The sequence below is a fragment of the Serinicoccus sp. CUA-874 genome (genome assembly GCF_001942225.1).
GTDB lineage: Bacteria > Actinomycetota > Actinomycetes > Actinomycetales > Dermatophilaceae > Ornithinicoccus > Ornithinicoccus marinus.
Genome location: NZ_MKJZ01000008.1, coordinates 36,403 through 52,126, shown reverse-complemented (window position 1 = coordinate 52,126; position 15,724 = coordinate 36,403). Strand labels below are relative to the sequence as shown.

The window sequence follows — 15,724 nt, the reverse complement described above, 5'->3', positions numbered from 1 at the left end:
GTGCTGACCCCACCGCCGCAAGACGGCCCTGGTGGCGCTCCGCCAGCCCCTTCACGCCAAACCCGCCCCGCGATCGCGCCTTGTTCAGCGCCCTCCTAGGACGCTCGCCCTGGCCGGTGAGCTGGGTGACGGCGTCGTGGTCGACCGGGCCGAGGCGCTGCCCGACGCGGCGGCGCAGGTCCGGGCTGCTCGGCGGGAGAGCGGTCGCGACGGCGAGGCGGAGGTGCTCGTCTTCCAGACCGTCGCCGTCGGGACCTCGGCGGAGATCGTCGCGGAGCAGATCCGGCAACGGGCGGCCGAGGGTGCCCACCGGGTCGCCGTCACAGTCGTCGCGTCGGAGGGTGGCCCGCCCGAGCCCGGACCAGCCCTCCTCGACATGATCCCTGTCCTCGGCCGGGCGAGGGAGCTCGTGCACCAGGCCTGACCTGGACCAGCACAGGCCCCGATCGCGGCACTCCCGACCGTTGCTCCTGCCGACCGGCGTCGCTCTCGATCCCGTCGGACCGTCACCCACGTCCTGACTCAGCCCTGCCCTGATTCACCGATGCCCCGTCCAGCGCCGTCGCCGACGACCTGCGGGGCGATGCCGCGAGATGGGACGACCCGGTGTGGACAACTCTCGACATCGATCGAACATAAGTGCTAAGATCGAGCATCAGCTCGACTCACCGGGGGGTGAATGACGATGGCGGCGCAGCCCGTGCAGCAGGATCCGCACGACGGGTCGCAGGACGGCTCTCGGTGGCTGTCGATGGCCGCCACGGACGAGCTGCTCGCGACGGCAGAGCCGGGCCTCCAGGGAACCGTGGGCCTGTCCCCCGATGCCTGCCTCGACGGGATCGAGGTGCTCCAGGTGCTGGCGGGACGGCTCGAGGAGGCGAGGATCCACCTGACCGCGCAGCTCGCGGCCAGGACGGGCGAGGAGCTGCTGGCCCGCTCCGACGTGGCGGACCCCGGGGAGCTCTCGACCACCGCGCGGGACCGCTGGCGGGCTCGGACCAAGTCCGTCACCGCCCTCGAGGTCGCGACGCTGACCGGTCTGGGCCGGGGGCGGGCGCGCCAGCTCGTCGCCCTGGCCCTCGCGCCGCGCGCCGTCTCCGCACCCGTGCGGGAGGGGCTGCGGCGTGGAGTCGCCAGCTGGTTCCAGATCGAGCACTTCTGGCGGCTGTCCGCCGGACTGCCCCACGAGCACGCCGCGGACGTGGCCCAGTCCCTGTTCTCCCCCAGCGCGGAGGCCGACCAGGTCTGCCCTGAGCGACTGGACAGCGGCGGTGGCGTCGCTGATCGGCCCTGGGGCGCCAAGCAGTTCGTGCAAGCGCTGCAGCGGGAGGTCACCCGGGCGAGGTCGCGTGACCCGGAGGCCGAGGCGCAGGCCCGGGCCGACCGGCACCGGGGCAGGACGGCCTTCGGGATCGTCGACGACGACGGCACCGGACAGGTCGTGCTCACCGGGGATGCGGCCTCGACGACCGCCTGCCTGGACCGGCTGCACCAGATGGCCCACCGTGCCCGCGCGGCCGGGGACCCGCGCACCGAGGCCCAGCTCCGCTCCGACCTCGGCCGCGCCCTGCTCCTGCACGGCACCCTCCCGTTAGGGCACACCGATGACCGCCCGTCGGACGCCGCCATTCACCACGCAGCGATGTCCGACGGCGGCCGCAGCGAGGTCGACCTCGCCCACCTGCTGACCCCGGACGACGTCGCAGACCTCGCGCGGGTGATCTCCGGCAGCCCCACGTACCAGCTCCAGGTCGTCGTGCCCTGGGACAGCCTCGCTGGCGGGACATCTCCCCCGCAGGACGACCAGCACCGCGCGACCGGGTCGGCCCCGGGCGTCGGGCGGGTGATCGGCCGGTCCTCCTGCTTCGTCCCCACCCGGGGAGATCGCCCGGATGGTGGGCTCGGCCGGCACGACGCTTTACCGGCTCCTCGTCGACCCGGCGGACGGGCGCTGCATCGAACGCTCGATCGCCCGCTACAAGCCGGACGCGGCGATGCGCCGTCAGGTCGCCGCCGCCGACCTGCTGTCCCGCGCACCCGACGGCACACTCCCGTCGGGAGACGGCCAGCTGGACCACGTCACGGAGTACCTCCTCGGCGGCCCGACCAGCGAGCCCAACCTGCAGTCCCTCGACACCGTCTTCCACGCCATGAAGACCCAGAAGTTCTGGGCCGCGCAGATCGACGAGACGCGGACGGTCACCTGGACCTCTTTCTTCGACCGGCTCTACCGCACGAGATCACACGACTACCGCCAGTACCTCAGCGGTCGCAGCCCCCGCCCTCGGCCCCCGGAAGACACCGGCTCAGCAGAGCGGCCGCCGCCAGCCTCGCCCGACACCTCGACACCCCTGTCCGCGGAGGCCCGGCGCCACCTCGCCTCGGTGCTGGTCTACGCCGCGCTGTGCCACCGCAAGGCCGGCGGGCCGCTCGAGGCGGCCGACGACGACCCGGGTGGCGACACCCTGGGTGGCGACAACAGGAGCACCGAGGCCTTTCGCGCCGTGTGGGTCCGTCATACCCGGGCCCGAGACGGCCGCAGGGTCACCGGGCCGCACCCGAGCACGCCCGACCCGGACACCCTGCTGGGCACGGAGCCACGCGCGATCCTGCGGGCCGAGCACTGGACCGACGCGTTCACGCCCGACGCCGGGGAGAGCGCACTGCGGGCGGACGAAGCAGGAACCGCTCAGGACGACGGACCGCCACCGTTCTGAGCGCCTCCCGCCGCAGGGACGCTCAGCTGTAGACGTGCGGGGCGAGGGTGCCGATGACGCGCAGGTTGCGGTACTTCTCGTCGTAGTCCAGGCCATAACCGACGACGAAGGCCTCGGGGATGTCGAAGCCGACGTAGCGGGTGTCGATCTCGACCTTGGCCGCGGTGGGCTTGCGCAGCAGCGTGCAGATCTCCAGGCTCGCGGGGCCGCGCGAGAGCAGGTTGGTGCGGATCCACGACAGCGTCAGGCCGGAGTCGATGATGTCCTCGACGATGAGGACGTGCCGACCGGTGATGTCGGTGTCGAGGTCCTTGAGGATGCGCACGACGCCGCTGCTCTTCGTGCCCGACCCGTAGCTCGAGACGGCCATCCAGTCCACCTCCGCCGAGCCCGGCAGCGCGCGCATGAAGTCGGCCATCACCATGATGGCCCCCTTGAGCACACCGACGAGGAGCACGTCCTTGTCGTGGTAGTCGGCCCAGACCTCCTCGGCCAGCTCCTCGAGCCGTCCGTGGATGTCCTCCTCGGTCAGCAGCACCTCGGCCAGGTCGTCACCCATGTGCTCGGCGTCCACGCAGCTCGCTCCTCAGGTCCGTGGCGGCTCCGCGCCCACCGGGACCTGGTGGCGCGCTCTCCTGCAGCCTCATTCAACTACGTCCTCCCGCGCAACCACACACCGTCCTTCCCGCGGCCGGCCCGGACGCCGCCGGGCAGGTGCAGCGGGCCCTGGCCGTGCCAGTCGGTGACCAGGGCGTCGACGGCGAGCAGGTGCTCACTGGTGAGGTCGGTGCCGGAGCTGCCCGCCTCCCGCGCGCAGCGCCGGTAGAGCCGCGTCCGCACCGCGGGCTCCAGGGCGGCCAGCCCCGCCACCGGCCAGGGCGGCGCACCCAGGCTCCGGTATGCCTCCTCCGCGGCGGCGTCGAGCGCGTCGGCGTCGTCCCGGAGCAGGCCGGCGGAGCGGGCGAGGTTCGTCGCGAGACCCGGCCCGAGCTCGTCCTCGAGCAGCCGCAGGGCGCGGCGGGCGCGGACCCGGGCGTAGTCGTCGACCTCGTTGTGCGGGTCGCTCCAGGGGTCGAGCCCCAGCTCGGTGCAGACCCGCTCCGTCTGGTCCCGGGTGATCCCCTCATCGGGCCCGGCGCGGCGGCTGCGCCGGCCACCGAGGAAGGGACGGCCCAGGAGGATCTCCGTGCCGCCGAAGGACCGGGCCGCCGGCATCCCCGCCAGCGACCGTGCACCGGACCCGCGCGCGAGCCCCAGAAGCACCTGCTCGGCCTGGTCGTCCCGCGTGTGCCCGGTGAGCACGGCCGACGCGCCGAGGCGCTGCGCCGCGGCGAAGAGGACGGCATACCTCTCGGCCCGTGCCTGCCCCTCCGGACCGGCCGGGCGGCCGGGACGTGCACCCGCCCGACCTCCACCGGGGACCCGGGAGGCAGCAGCGCTCGGCACTGCTCGGCGGCGCGCGCCGCGATCGTCGCAGACCCGCCCTGCAGCCCGTGGTCCACGATCACGGCCCCGACACGGAACCCCGCCCGCAACGCCACGAAGCCGGTGGCCGCCGTGAGAGCGAGCGAGTCAGCGCCCCCGGAGCAGGCGACCAGCACGAGGGAGTCCGGTGCCGGCCCGGCGTCCTCCAGCCAGCGCCGCACCGCGAGACGGGCCGCGGCCACGGCCGGGGGCGGACCGGGCATACCGGAGCGGCGCTCAGCCGTGGACGCGCGCGACCCACGCCTGTGGATCGGCGATCTCGGTCGGGCGCGGCAGCGTGTCGGGCGAGGTCCAGACGCGGTTGAAGCCCTCGACCCCCACCTGGTCCATGACCCCGCGCACGAAGACGGCGCCATCCTTGTACTGCCGCATCTTGGCCTCCATGCCGAGGAGCCGTCGCAGCAGCTTGTCGACGTTGCCGGCTCCCTTGCGGCGCTGGGTGAACCGTCGCCGGATCTCGGCGACCGACGGGATCACGCTGGGCCCGACCTCGTCCATGACGACGTCCGCGTGCCCCTCCAGCAGCGACATCACCGCCGTGACCTCGGCCAGCTTCTCCCGCTGCTCCGGGGTCGCCACCACCTGCGTGATGTCCTCCTCGCCCCGCAGGACACCAGGGAGCGCCGCCGCGATCTCGCGCAGCCGCTGGCCCAGGTCGTCCGGCTCGGGCATGATCCGGGTCCCCATGCTCCGGGCCCGCTCGATGAGGTGCTCGCGCAGCCACGGCACCGCGGTGAACTGCACCCGGTGCGTCTCCTCGTGGACGGCGACCCACAGGCGGAAGTCGCCCGGGTCCACCTCGAGCTCGCGCTCGGCGGCCAGCACGTTGGGCGCGACGAACATGAGGGCGGGAGTGCCCTGCGGTGCCAGGTCGTACTGACCCAGCACCTTGGTCGAGATCCAGGAGAGCAGACCCGCGACCTCGGTGCCGGTCACCTTGGAGGAGATCGCCTGCGACGTGGCGCCGATCTCGGGCAGCTCGCGGCCCGCCCGCTCGGCGCGGGCACGGTCGGCGGTGCGCTTCCTGGCCACGACCTCGTCGAGCACCGGCTCGAGCATCGCCCCCATGGAGGCGCAGTTCGCGCGGATCCAGCCGGCCCGGTCCACGACCAGCGCCTCGGGGGTCCCCGGCGGCGTCGACAGCTGCGCGGTCTGCGCCACCGGCTCCACCGCGCGGGCGGCTGCGGACCGCAGCTCGGCCACCAGGTCGGCGACCTCACGCCGACTCGCCCTGGGTCCGGCCGGGGCGATCCGGGTCGCGGCCGCAGCGGCGAAGTCCCAGTCGACCAGGGCGCTGCCGCGGACGTCGTCGACGGGCTCCTGGGTGCGGTCGGCCGCGGGCTCGAGGTGGTCGCTCATGAGGCGACGGTATGCCGTGCCGCACCCGCCCGGCGAGCCGGGCCGCCCCCGTTCGTCGTGGTGGGCCAGCCTCCCGTCACTCGGCCTGGCACCCGCACCGGGCCAGCTCGGCCACCACCTCGTCGAGCACCGACGCCGCCTCGATGGCGGCGGTGCCCTCGTCCAAGTCGTCGGCGGTGAGCGCATACACCAGGAGCCGGCCGTCTCGGCTCACGACAGTGCCGGCCAGCGAGCTCACGCCGGGCAGGGTGCCGGTCTTGGCGCGCGCCGTGCCGACGGCGGGTTCGTGCCGGTCGAGGTGGAAGCGGGTCGCGAGCGTGCCGGTGTAGCCGGCGATCGGCAGCCCACCCGCGGCCAGGACGTCCTGCAACGCGGGGTGGGAGCCGTCGGCCCCGGCGACGAGGACGTCGGCGACGACGCCGACCGGGATCTGGGTGCCGTCCGACAGCCCGCTCGCGTCGGCGATCCGCACCCCGTCCAGCTCCAGCCCGTAGTCCTCGCTCACGGCCTGCCGGATCCACGCCGTGACGGCCTCCTGCTCTGCGCTGCCACCGTCGGCGACCGCCGCCTGCCGGGCGAGCTGCTCCACCATGGCGTTGTCGCTCGTGGCCAGCGCGAGCGCGAGCACGTCGCGTGCCGCCGCCGACTCGACGCTGGCCAGCTCGGTGGCGCCCTCGACAGCCTCGACCTCCTGCGCCTGCGCATCCTCGTCCCCGGCGCCGACGACCTCGATCCCCTCCTTCGCCAACGCCTCGCGGAACACCCGGGCGACCTCCTGCTCGGGGGAGGCGGGCGAGGGGTTGAAAGGCAGCGCCCGGTCCCCCGACCGGCCCAGCTGGACGATGCGCCCGCTCCAGCCCTCCCGAATCCAGTGCTCGGACCACGTCGGCATCGCGTGCGGGCCGGCGACGTAGGACAGGTCGAGCCGGACCCGGACGGTGCCCTCGGGACCGCCGTCCTCCTGCAGCGCCGCCGCGGTCTGCGCCGCGAGGTCGCCGATGCCGGCGTGACCGGCCACGGCCTCGGGGTTCCCCGCGCCGTCGGCGAGCAGCATGTCGCCGCCGGCGACGACGACCACCTCGTCCGGCTCGGCCCCGGCGACGACCCGCGTCGTGAAGGTGTGCTCGCCGTCCAGGCCGGTGACGATCGCAGCGGCGGACAGCAGCTTGGTGGTGGAGGCGGGAGTCACCAACCGGTCCGCATTGCGGTCCGCCAGCGACTCACCGGTGAGCGCGTCCCGGATCGCGACGGCGCGCCGGTTGGTGCCCCCGAGCCAGGTGCTGTCCAGCTCGTCGCCGATCCGCACCGACACCGTCGCCCGGTCCGGCACCGGCGCCGCGGACACCGCGGCGACGGGGCTGGCCACAGCCGCGACCTGCGGACGGACCTCCGCCGGGCCGGCGGGCGCGTCGGAGGTGCCGCTCGCGTCGTCCGCGGCGGGGGCACCCGTCGTGCTGGTGGCCTCGTCCGCCGTCTCGGAGGTCCCTGCGACCGAGGGCGTCGCCGCTCCCACGAGCAGCGCGACCACCGCGGTCGCCGCGAGGGCGTACCGTGGGGCTCGCCGGGGAGCGGGGCGCGGGTGCATCACAGGCGTGCTCGACCTCCGTCGTCGTGACCCTCCGGGATGAGGGACACTTGAGCCCGAGCCTATGCCGTCCCCGAGCCAGAGAGAGCAGCAGATGCAGTTCGACGTGACGATCGAGATCCCGCAGGGCAGCCGCAACAAGTACGAGGTCGACCACGAGACCGGCCGCATCCGGCTGGACCGCATGCTCTTCACGGCGACGCGTTACCCGGCGGACTACGGCTACATCGAGGAGACCCTCGGCGAGGACGGCGACCCGCTGGACGCCTGGTGCTGCTGGACGAGCGACCTGGCCCGGCTGCCTGGTCCTGGCCCGGCCCATCGGCATGTTCCACATGCGCGACGAGGCCGGCGGCGACGACAAGATCATCTGCGTCCCGGCCGAGGACCCGCGCAAGATGGGGATCCAGAGCCTGGACGACATCGGCACCCACACCCGCCTGGAGATCCAGCACTTCTTCGAGGTCTACAAGGACCTCGAGCCCGGCAAGTCGGTCGAGGGGGCCCACTGGGCCGGCCGCGAGGAGGCCGAGACCTGCGTGGAGGAGGCCCGCAAGCGCGCGCAGGAGCACGGCGTCTCCACCGCACGCTGGCCGATGCCGAAGCACTGAGCGGCTCGTCCTGCGGTCGGTTCCTGTCGACCGCGTGAGGGAACCGGACCGGAGGGTATGCCGTCGTAGCGGTGTGCGGGGACCCGACCCCCGCCGCCGCCGCGCTAGGCTGGATTGCGCAGGGCCACTGGCCGAGGTGGTGACGACGGGCGCGGATCGCCGCGCCAGACCCAAGGGGAGATGACATGACGACCGTGACCGAGACGAACGGCGACGACGTGACCGAGGGGGGCCGCAAGACGCCGTGGCTGCTCATCGGTGGCGGTGTCGCCGCTGCCGCGCTGCTGGGGGGTGGCACCGCCTTCGCCCTGATGATGAACGGCGGCGGCGACCGCCCGGACAGCGTCCTGCCGGGCGAGGTGGCGGCATACGCCCAGATCGACCTCGACCCCTCCGCCGGCCAGAAGGTCGCCGCGGTGCGTTTCTTCCAGGGCCTGGACAGCGACCTCGAGCAGCGCTTCTCCGACGGTGAGTGGCGCGAGTGGGTGTGGGAGCAGATCGAGGCGGAGGGCGACGTGCCCGAGGGCGTCTCCTTCGAGGAGGACATCGAGCCCTGGCTCGGCGACCGTGCCGGCGTCGCGATGCTGCCCTCCGGCGCGGACGAGGAGCCGGCCGTCGCGGTTGCGCTCCAGGTCAAGGACGGCGAGGCCGCCATGGCCTTCCTCGACGAGCAGATGGCTGACCAGTCCGACGAGGTGGGCTACTACATCGAGGGCGACTACATCGTCTTCAGCGAGGCCGCCACGCTCGACGCCGTGCGCTCGGCCGCCGAGGCGGGCACGCTGTCGGACAACGAGAACTTCACCTCCGACATGGACGACCTGGGCGAGGCGGGTGTCGTGGCGATGTGGGCCGACATGGCCCAGCTCGACGACATCGACCCCAGCGATTTCGACCCGAGCCTGGAGATGACCCAGGAGCAGCTCGGGATGGGCGGCGAGCAGCCCGAGATCACCGGCCGGGTGGCCGCGACCGTGCGCCTCACGCCGGACGCCATCGAGATGCACGGTGTCAGCCGCGACGTCGCCGGCATGGAGGTGCCGGCGGGTGGTGGCGACCCCCTCGTCACCCAGCTCCCCGCGGACACCGCGGTGGCGCTCTCCGTGGAGAACGGTAGCGAGACGGTCCAGGCCATGTGGGACTACTACTCGCAGGACTACGCGGAGGAGCTCCAGGAGGCGGCGGACGCCGCCGAGGCCGAGGGGTTCGTGCTGCCGGACGACCTCGAGGTCGCGCTCGGCGACTCCATGACGCTGGCCGTCGGTCCGGACATCGTGGGTGCCGTCACCGGCATGTCGCAGACCGACCCGGGCGTCCCGGAGCTGCCGGTCGCCTACCGGGTGACGACGGACACCGAGCGGGCGCAGGAGCTGCTCAACGAGAACGGTCTCGGCGCGGGCATGCTCGTGAGCCGCGACGACGACGGGACGCTGACGCTGGGCACCGACCAGGCGTACGTCGACGCCGTGGCCGAGGGCGAGGGCGACACCCTGGGCGACAGCGACCTGTTCACCCGGGCGGTGGCCGACGCCTCCGAGGCGCAGTCGACGTTCTTCCTGGACGTGTCGCCGTTCGAGCAGTTCTACCTTCCGCAGGTCACCGACGAGAAGGCGCGTACCGCCCTGGAGAAGCTGGCGGCGGTCGGCGCGTCCAGCGTCGTCGAGGAGGGTGGCGACGGCCACTTCACCATGCGGATCGTGGCCGACGAGCAGGAGTGAGGCTCCCCGCGGCGATCCGATGAGGATCGCGCCGCACCAGCACGGCACGTGGCCCCCGGCACCCCGCCGGGGGCCACGGCGTGTGTGGCCCGGCTACCGGCGGTTTGGGTGGGCCACCGTCGTTCGGTATCCTCGTCGGGTTGCCCAGGACGGGTCACGCGCCGCCTTAGCTCAGTCGGCCAGAGCGATTCACTCGTAATGAATAGGTCGGGGGTTCGATTCCCCCAGGCGGCTCCAGCAGACGACAGGACGCCCCCGCAGCTGCGGGGGCGTCCTACGTTGCGGCGGGGGGTGGGCCGACCGCTTCACAGACTCAGCAGGTCGTGCCCTCGGCGGGCACCGTGCCCTCCAGCAGGTAGGCGTCGACCACTTCGTCGATGCAGTCGTTGGAGCGCCCGTAGGCAGTGTGCCCGTCACCGTCGTAGGTCAGCAGCACTCCGGAGTCGAGCGTCTGCGCCAGTCCCTCGGCCCACTCGTACGGCGTCGCGGGGTCACGGGTGGTGCCGATGACCAGGATCGGGTCCGCGCCCTGCGCCGAGTAGTCCTCGATCGTCTCGGCGGCCTCCGCCGGCCAGCTGCCGCAGGCGCCATCCCCGGCGAGATAGCGACCCCACGTGGGTGACACCTCCTCGAACTCCTGCTCCACCGCCGCCGAGTCGAGGTCCTCCTCCTCGGCCTCAGCGGGACGGTCTAGGCAGTTCACGGCATAGATCGACTGCATCCCGTTGCCGTCGTAGCTGCCGTCGCTGCTCCGGCTGGCGTAGAGGTTCGCGAGGTACATGAGCATGGTCCCGTCCCCCGCGAAGGCCTGCTCGAAGGCCTGCGAGAGGACGCTCCACGCGTTCTCGTCGTACATCGCGACGATGATGCCGTACATCCCCCAGCCCTCGGTGAGCTCCTCCGCGGCGTCACCCTGGACCGGGAGCGGCGCGGCGTCGAGCTCGTCGAGGAAGGCTGGTATGCGGGCCATCGCGGACTCCACGTCGGACCCCAGCGGGCACTCACCCCCGGCGACGCAGTCCTCGACGTAGGCGCGGGTCGCTCGCTCGAAGCCCTCGGCCTGCCCCAGCCCCATCTCCAGCCCAGTGAGGTCGGGCTCGATCGCCCCGTCCAGCACCATCCGCCCGACACGGTCGGGGAAGAGCGCGGCATACGTGGTGCCGAGGAAGGTGCCGTAGGACGCGCCGAAGTAGGTGATCTGCTCGTCGCCGAGAGCGGCCCGGAGCACGTCCATGTCGCGCGCGGCCTCGACCGTCGAGACGTGGCCGACGAGGTCCGGGGCGCGCTCCCCGCAGGCCTGTGCGAAGTCCTCCATCAGCTGCTCGGAGGCCTCCTCCTCGGCCGCGTCGTCAGGAGAGGGGTCGGAGGAGAGGAACTCGTCCATCTGCTCGTCCTCGAAGCAGGTGATCGGCGCCGATCGCGCGACCCCGCGCGGGTCGAACCCGACGACGTCGTAGGCCTCCCGCACCTCCCCGCTGATCGTCATGCCGGAGAGCATGGCGTAGTCGACACCGGAGCCACCGGGACCGCCGGGGTTGACCACGAGCGATCCTCTCGCGTCCCCGGAGGCCGCCGAGCGCAGCAGCGCCAGGTCGATGGTCGCGCCGTCCGGCTCCTGGTAGTCCATGGGGACGGTCAGCGAGGCGCACTCGAAGTCGCCCTCGCAGCTGCTCCACTCCAGCTGCTGGGAGTAGAACTCCTCGAGCCCCTCCGGTGCGCCGTCGGCCAGCGGGGTCGACGTGGTGGTGGAGGCCGACGACCCCTCGTCCGCGCTCGCGCCCGCGCTGTCCTGCTCCGGCTCCTGGGTCCCGGGCTCACCGGGCGTGCAGGCCACCAGCAGCGACAGCGCGCTGATCCCGGCGACCCACCTGGCCGTCCTCGACGTCCGCACCTGCGATCCCATCCCTTCCCTTGTCCTCTCACCCCCGGGGCAGGAGCAAGCCAATCATCATCGCCTCCAGGACCAGCAACGGCGCGCCGTTGGCGATGAGCCGCTGCCGCGCCTCGCCGATGGTCTCCAGGGCACCCAGCAGCTGCTCGGCGGTGAAAGAACGTGCGAGCGTCGCGATCTGCTCCGGCTCGCTGGCGTTGACCAGGTCGACCGACGCCCCGGTGGAGACGAGCAGCGCGTCCCGGTAGACCGAGGCGAGGTCGGTCAGGGCAGCATCGATGCTGTCGTGCTGCTGCCGCTTGGCCTCGGCCTTGAGCCGGTCGTCCAGCCGCCTCAGGTGGGCCCGGACCGACGGCGGCTGGGTCCGTGCCGACGGGTCGGCGCCGAGCTGGGTCAGCAACTCTTGCCGCTGCTCCTCGGCATGGTCGGCCGACGTGGCCTTGGCGCCCTCCCCGGCCTCGTCGACCAGGTCCTGCGCCGACCGCAGCGCGTCGCCGAGGGAGGTGAGCGTCACCGGGATCGAGGTGATCTCGCGGCGACGCGCCCGTGCGTGCTCGTCGATCGCGAGACGCTTCGCGATGCCGATGTGGCTCTGACCGGCCCTGGCGGCGTAGTGCGCCATCGAGGGGTCGATGCCGTCGCGCTCGATGAGCAGGTCGGCGACGGCGGCGGTCGGCGGTGTCCCCAGCCGCACGTGCCGGCAGCGTGACCGGATCGTGACGAGGACGTCCTCGAGGGAGGGGGCGCAGAGCATCCACACCGTCCGCGCGGTGGGTTCCTCCAGCGACTTGAGCAGCGTGTTGGCGGAGAAGTCGTTGAGCCGGTCGGCGTCCTCGACGATGACGACCCGCCAGCGCCCCAGGCTCGGCCGGGCCTGCGCCTCCAGCACCAGCTCGCGGGCCTCGTCGACCTTGATGAACGTCTGGTCGGTGTCGACGATCCGGACGTCTGGATGGCTGCCACCCATGACCAGCCGGCACGGCTGGCACTCCCCGCAGCCGACCGCCTCCGGTGCGGCCGGCGCCCGCTCGCACTGCAGCGCGGCGGCGAAGGTGCGGGCCGCCACCGAGCGTCCCGAGCCCGGTGGGCCGGTGAAGAGCCAGGCGTGGGTCATCGCCGCGGGGTCGGACGCGGCCCGGCGCAGGGTGTCGACCACGCGCTGCTGCCCGACCAGCTGGGCGAAGACGCTCATCGGTGCTCCAGCAGCCCGGCGACCCGCTCCCGGACCGCCGCCTGGATGTCGTCGCGGTCCTGCTCCCCGTCGAGCACGAGGTAACGGCCGGGGGCCTCGGCGGCCAGGTCCAGGAAGCCCTGGCGAACCCGGTCGTGGAAGTCGTCGCCCTCCCGCTCGACCCGGTCGTGCACCTGTCCGCGCCGGCGGCGGCCCTGCTCGGCGCTGACGTCGAGCAGGACGGTCAGGTCGGGCAGCAGCCCCTCGACCGCCCACAGGGACAGGTCGCGGACCTCGTCGTGGCCCAGCTCCCGGGCGGCGCCCTGGTAGGCCACCGAGGAGTCGAGGTAGCGGTCGGTGATGACGACCTCACCCGCCTCCAGCGCCGGCCGCACCACGGTGGCCACGTGGTGGGCCCGGTCGGCGGCGAAGAGGAGGGCCTCGGCGCGCGGGGTGACCGAACCGTCCTCCCCGTGCAGCACCAGCTCGCGCAGGGAGCGCCCGAGCGCAGTCCCCCCGGGCTCGCGGGTGCGGAGCACGGTATGCCCCTGCTCGCGCAGCCAGCCGGCCAGCGCGTCGGCCTGGGTCGACTTGCCCGCACCGTCACCCCCCTCGACCGCCACGAAGAGCCCCGGCCGACGTCCGCGTCGCGCGTCAGGGCTCGGCTGGTCGGTCACGTGGGAAGCCTACGGGACGGGTATGACGCTCCCTCCCGCCATCCACAGCGCCCGCCTCACCCGTCGGTCAGGGCGCGTCGCCCGTCGCGGTGCCGTCGTCAGCCGGGGCAGGAACCTCGGTCACCGTGGCCTCGTCGCGCCCGGGGTCGCCGTCTGCTCGCTGTCGTCGGCGACCGTCCCGCCGCCGTCGTCCCCAAGCACTGCCCCGAGAACCGTGAAAGCACCGACGACGAGGACCATGCCGGCAACCCCGAGGACGACCGTTCCCCGAGCGCGCGTCAGCTTGTCTGCGATGACCGAGACGGCTTTGACCGCCTCCGAGACACTCTGCGCCACAAGGTTCCGCTCTCCCGTCCCTGGTGCCTCAGGTGGGGACGCCGCAACCACCTGGCGCTGGGTGACTGCCCTCGCTTCGATGACCGCGAGCACTGCGGTCGCGATGAACACGAGGCTTGCCAACCACAGTGACATCAGGACTACCACGAGGGTCGCTCGCTGAGCGAAAGAGCCGTCGACCCACTGCTCGTCCGCCAGCACGACGCTGCTTGTCGCGAGATCGATCTTCCATGCCGTGCGCCAGAAGAAGAGCGTCGAGACGAGACCGGCCGCCGCACCCACGGCGCAAGCAGCCCCAGCGACGTCACCGCTCCACTCCCCTGGGATGACGAGCACCTTCGACGTGTCCTCAGACATGGCACCTCCGGGTCACGGGTCGGGGCATCCGAGAGCCCAGTGTCCACCCGGCGGCCCCTCACCCACAAGGGTGAGAGGCCGCCCGGTCTCCCGGCCTCGGTCCCGCCCGGTCTCAGCCCCGCGCGGCGTTGGCGACGGCGGCGTCCCGGACGAACTGCGCCAGGCCCGGGGCGATGTCCTCGTAGGTCTTCGTGAACCTCGGGTCGTCGACGTACATCTGCGCGATGCTCGCGTGCATACCGCGCGGGCAGTCGTAGAACCACCGGCAGATCTGCTGTCGCGCCTCCTCGGCGGCGTCCATGGCCGCCTCGGAGTCTGCGGGCTCGCCGCCCTCGAGCAGCTCGACGAAGCGGGCGTTGACCTGGTCCTGCTCGACCTTGATCTGCTCCCACTGCTCCTTGGTGTAGCTCTTGGTCCGCCGGCTCGACTCCTTCCAGGCGTCGGTGTCACCCCAGCGCTGCTCGGCCTCGGCCTGGTAGTCGTCGAAGTTGTCGGTGAAGTTGTCACCGAAGATCTCTCGTTGCTCCTCGCGGGTGATCTGGTAGCCGCTCATCTCACTCTCCATCGCTGCGTCGATCGACCGCACGAGCTCGGTGAGCTCGCCGATCCGGTCCGTGATCGCCGACCGCTGCCGCCGAAGGTGCTCCAGGACGTCCGCGTCCTGCTCCAGCAGGGCCGCGACCTCCTCGAGCCCGAAGCCGAGCCGTCGGTAGACGACGACGTGCTGCAGCCGCGTCAGGTCCTCCTCGGTGTAGAGGCGGTAGCCGGCGAAGCTGCGCTCGCTGGGGACGACGAGACCGATCTCGTCGTAGTGGTGCAGCGTGCGCACGCTCACGCCGACCTCCTCGGCCACCTGGCCGACGGTCAGCAGCTGCAGGTCCGTCATCTCGATCACGCTCCCGAGCCTGGGGCCTCACGGTGCGTGAGGGTCAAGCCCGTTCCGGGACGGGGACCTCCTCGGCGGTCATCGTTCCCCGCCCGTGGAGAGACTCGAAGATCAGCGAGGTCTCCGCGTGGAGGACGCCGGGGCGGTTGGTGAGGTGGTCGAGCACGAAGTCGCGCAGGGCGTCCGCGCTCGGCACCGCGACGTGGACGTAGTAGTCGATCGCGCCGGAGACGTGGTAGGCGCCGAGCACGCCCGGCAGCTCGGGCACCTCCCGGGTGAACTCCTCGAAGTTCGCCCGCCGGTGCCCGCCGAACCGGATGGCGATCATCGCCTCCACCGGCCGGCCGACGGCCACCGGGTCGATGTCGGCGTGGATGCCCCGCACGACCCCGCGCTCGCGCAGGGAGCGCACCCGCACCAGGCAGGTGGACTCGGCGATGCCGACCTCGCGGGCGAGCGTGGCGTTGGACATCCTCCCGTCCACCTCCAGGAGGCGGACGAGGGCGAGGTCGGTGTCGTCGAGCGGCTTGTCGTCACGAGGATTCTTCGGCACGCAGCACAGTATGCCTGCCCGCGCCGCAGATGGCGCAGCCCGGCCGTGAGGGGTGGGCAGCGGCCGGGCTGCGGTCCGAGGGGAGGTCACTCCAGCGTGCGCAGCTCCTCCAGGACGGTGTCGGCCACGGCCATCTCCCCGCCGAGGACGCTGATGAGGCCGGGCTGGAGGCGTTCCAGCGCGGTCCACGTCGCCGGGGGCACCGAGCCCTGCCGCACGAGCAGCAGGGGGGCGTCCTGGGCGCCCGCGGCCGCCGCACCCGCGAGCGCGTCCGGCCAGTCCTGGCCGCTGGCGACGTAGACCTCCGCCGCGGTCGGGTAGTCCTGCGCGATGAGGGCGGCCGTGCCGAAGCGGTCACCACCCGACACCCGATCCACC

The 15,724-nt window shown here is 72.8% G+C and carries 15 protein-coding genes, 1 tRNA gene and 2 pseudogenes; 5 read left to right on the top strand and 13 right to left on the bottom strand.

The features are described 5' to 3' along the window. The first annotated feature begins 136 nt into the window (after positions 1 to 136). Positions 137 to 424, top strand: coding sequence for a hypothetical protein (locus tag BJF80_RS03265; RefSeq protein ID WP_075811299.1), 288 nt, complete (start codon positions 137 to 139; stop codon positions 422 to 424). Between the two features lie 231 nt (positions 425 to 655). Here BJF80_RS03265 and BJF80_RS18105 read toward each other — a convergent pair whose 3' ends face one another. Further along, entirely contained in the window at positions 656 to 1,579 is a 924-nt protein-coding gene (locus BJF80_RS18105) for a hypothetical protein (protein WP_075811297.1), read from the bottom strand. 313 nt (positions 1,580 to 1,892) lie between these two features. Here BJF80_RS18105 and BJF80_RS03250 point away from each other — a divergent pair, with 313 nt between their 5' ends. Then, complete coding sequence (locus tag BJF80_RS03250; RefSeq protein ID WP_143553948.1) at positions 1,893 to 2,717, top strand: hypothetical protein; 825 nt, start codon at positions 1,893 to 1,895, stop codon at positions 2,715 to 2,717. 22 nt (positions 2,718 to 2,739) lie between these two features. On the opposite strand, the gene hpt is transcribed toward BJF80_RS03250, so the two are convergent. The 5 genes and pseudogenes from hpt to BJF80_RS03230 form a co-directional block, all read right to left on the bottom strand. Next, positions 2,740 to 3,291 carry a hypoxanthine phosphoribosyltransferase gene (gene hpt / locus BJF80_RS03245; protein ID WP_075811291.1) on the bottom strand — a complete coding sequence of 184 codons (552 nt, stop codon included), beginning with the start codon at positions 3,289 to 3,291 and terminating at the stop codon, positions 2,740 to 2,742. 77 nt (positions 3,292 to 3,368) lie between these two features. Beyond that, complete coding sequence (locus BJF80_RS03240) at positions 3,369 to 4,163, bottom strand: tRNA lysidine(34) synthetase (RefSeq protein WP_321166336.1); 795 nt, start codon at positions 4,161 to 4,163, stop codon at positions 3,369 to 3,371. 47 nt (positions 4,164 to 4,210) lie between these two features. After that, positions 4,211 to 4,405: pseudogene (locus tag BJF80_RS21745) on the bottom strand (tRNA lysidine(34) synthetase TilS); the annotation flags it as partial. A 13-nt stretch (positions 4,406 to 4,418) separates the two neighbouring features. Next, positions 4,419 to 5,561, bottom strand: coding sequence for an Rv3626c family coenzyme F420 biosynthesis-associated protein (locus BJF80_RS03235; protein ID WP_075811289.1), 1,143 nt, complete (start codon positions 5,559 to 5,561; stop codon positions 4,419 to 4,421). Between the two features lie 76 nt (positions 5,562 to 5,637). After that, positions 5,638 to 7,146: a D-alanyl-D-alanine carboxypeptidase/D-alanyl-D-alanine-endopeptidase gene (locus BJF80_RS03230; RefSeq protein ID WP_075811287.1), complete on the bottom strand. Its 1,509-nt coding sequence runs from the start codon at positions 7,144 to 7,146 to the stop codon at positions 5,638 to 5,640. Between the two features lie 94 nt (positions 7,147 to 7,240). Here BJF80_RS03230 and BJF80_RS03225 point away from each other — a divergent pair. From BJF80_RS03225 to BJF80_RS03215, 3 genes and pseudogenes are all read left to right on the top strand, one after another. Further along, positions 7,241 to 7,757: pseudogene (locus tag BJF80_RS03225) on the top strand (inorganic diphosphatase). A gap of 185 nt (positions 7,758 to 7,942) precedes the next feature. Further along, positions 7,943 to 9,475, top strand: a complete 1,533-nt coding sequence (locus tag BJF80_RS03220; protein ID WP_075811285.1) for a DUF3352 domain-containing protein — start codon at positions 7,943 to 7,945, stop codon at positions 9,473 to 9,475. A 160-nt stretch (positions 9,476 to 9,635) separates the two neighbouring features. Continuing rightward, a tRNA-Thr gene (locus tag BJF80_RS03215) sits at positions 9,636 to 9,712 on the top strand. A 76-nt stretch (positions 9,713 to 9,788) separates the two neighbouring features. Here BJF80_RS03215 and BJF80_RS03210 read toward each other — a convergent pair. From BJF80_RS03210 to BJF80_RS19620, 7 genes are all read right to left on the bottom strand, one after another. Beyond that, positions 9,789 to 11,378, bottom strand: a complete 1,590-nt coding sequence (locus BJF80_RS03210; RefSeq protein ID WP_075811283.1) for an alpha/beta hydrolase — start codon at positions 11,376 to 11,378, stop codon at positions 9,789 to 9,791. 16 nt (positions 11,379 to 11,394) lie between these two features. After that, positions 11,395 to 12,558 carry a DNA polymerase III subunit delta' gene (locus BJF80_RS03205; RefSeq protein ID WP_075811281.1) on the bottom strand — a complete coding sequence of 388 codons (1,164 nt, stop codon included), beginning with the start codon at positions 12,556 to 12,558 and terminating at the stop codon, positions 11,395 to 11,397. Then, on the bottom strand, positions 12,555 to 13,214 hold the full coding sequence (gene tmk, locus BJF80_RS03200) for a dTMP kinase (protein ID WP_075811279.1): 660 nt from the start codon (positions 13,212 to 13,214) through the stop codon (positions 12,555 to 12,557). The genes BJF80_RS03205 and tmk overlap by 4 nt, the downstream gene beginning before the upstream one ends. Before the next feature lie 120 nt (positions 13,215 to 13,334). Continuing rightward, positions 13,335 to 13,907 (bottom strand): hypothetical protein, encoded by a 573-nt coding sequence (locus BJF80_RS03195; protein WP_075811277.1) that lies wholly within the window; start codon positions 13,905 to 13,907, stop codon positions 13,335 to 13,337. Positions 13,908 to 14,019: 112 nt separating this feature from the next. Beyond that, the gene (locus BJF80_RS03190; protein WP_075811307.1) at positions 14,020 to 14,793 is read right to left on the bottom strand and encodes a MerR family transcriptional regulator; all 774 of its coding nucleotides are present in this window, start codon (positions 14,791 to 14,793) and stop codon (positions 14,020 to 14,022) included. A 43-nt stretch (positions 14,794 to 14,836) separates the two neighbouring features. Continuing rightward, on the bottom strand, positions 14,837 to 15,346 hold the full coding sequence (locus tag BJF80_RS03185; RefSeq protein WP_022925451.1) for an Lrp/AsnC family transcriptional regulator: 510 nt from the start codon (positions 15,344 to 15,346) through the stop codon (positions 14,837 to 14,839). A gap of 86 nt (positions 15,347 to 15,432) precedes the next feature. Next, positions 15,433 to 15,714: a cell wall-binding repeat-containing protein gene (locus BJF80_RS19620; RefSeq protein WP_237767400.1), complete on the bottom strand. Its 282-nt coding sequence runs from the start codon at positions 15,712 to 15,714 to the stop codon at positions 15,433 to 15,435. Positions 15,715 to 15,724: the final 10 nt, after the last annotated feature.

Excerpts from the sequence above, each read along its gene's own strand:
- BJF80_RS03230 (WP_075811287.1), bottom strand. The coding sequence starts at position 7,146 with ATGCACCCGCGCCCCGCTCCCCGGCGAGCCCCACGGTACGCCCTCGCG.
- BJF80_RS03235 (WP_075811289.1), bottom strand. The coding sequence starts at position 5,561 with ATGAGCGACCACCTCGAGCCCGCGGCCGACCGCACCCAGGAGCCCGTC.
- BJF80_RS03190 (WP_075811307.1), bottom strand. The coding sequence starts at position 14,793 with ATGACGGACCTGCAGCTGCTGACCGTCGGCCAGGTGGCCGAGGAGGTC.
- BJF80_RS03205 (WP_075811281.1), bottom strand. The coding sequence starts at position 12,558 with ATGAGCGTCTTCGCCCAGCTGGTCGGGCAGCAGCGCGTGGTCGACACC.
- BJF80_RS03250 (WP_143553948.1), top strand. The coding sequence starts at position 1,893 with ATGGTGGGCTCGGCCGGCACGACGCTTTACCGGCTCCTCGTCGACCCG.
- BJF80_RS03220 (WP_075811285.1), top strand. The coding sequence starts at position 7,943 with ATGACGACCGTGACCGAGACGAACGGCGACGACGTGACCGAGGGGGGC.
- BJF80_RS03195 (WP_075811277.1), bottom strand. The coding sequence starts at position 13,907 with ATGTCTGAGGACACGTCGAAGGTGCTCGTCATCCCAGGGGAGTGGAGC.
- BJF80_RS03210 (WP_075811283.1), bottom strand. The coding sequence starts at position 11,378 with ATGGGATCGCAGGTGCGGACGTCGAGGACGGCCAGGTGGGTCGCCGGG.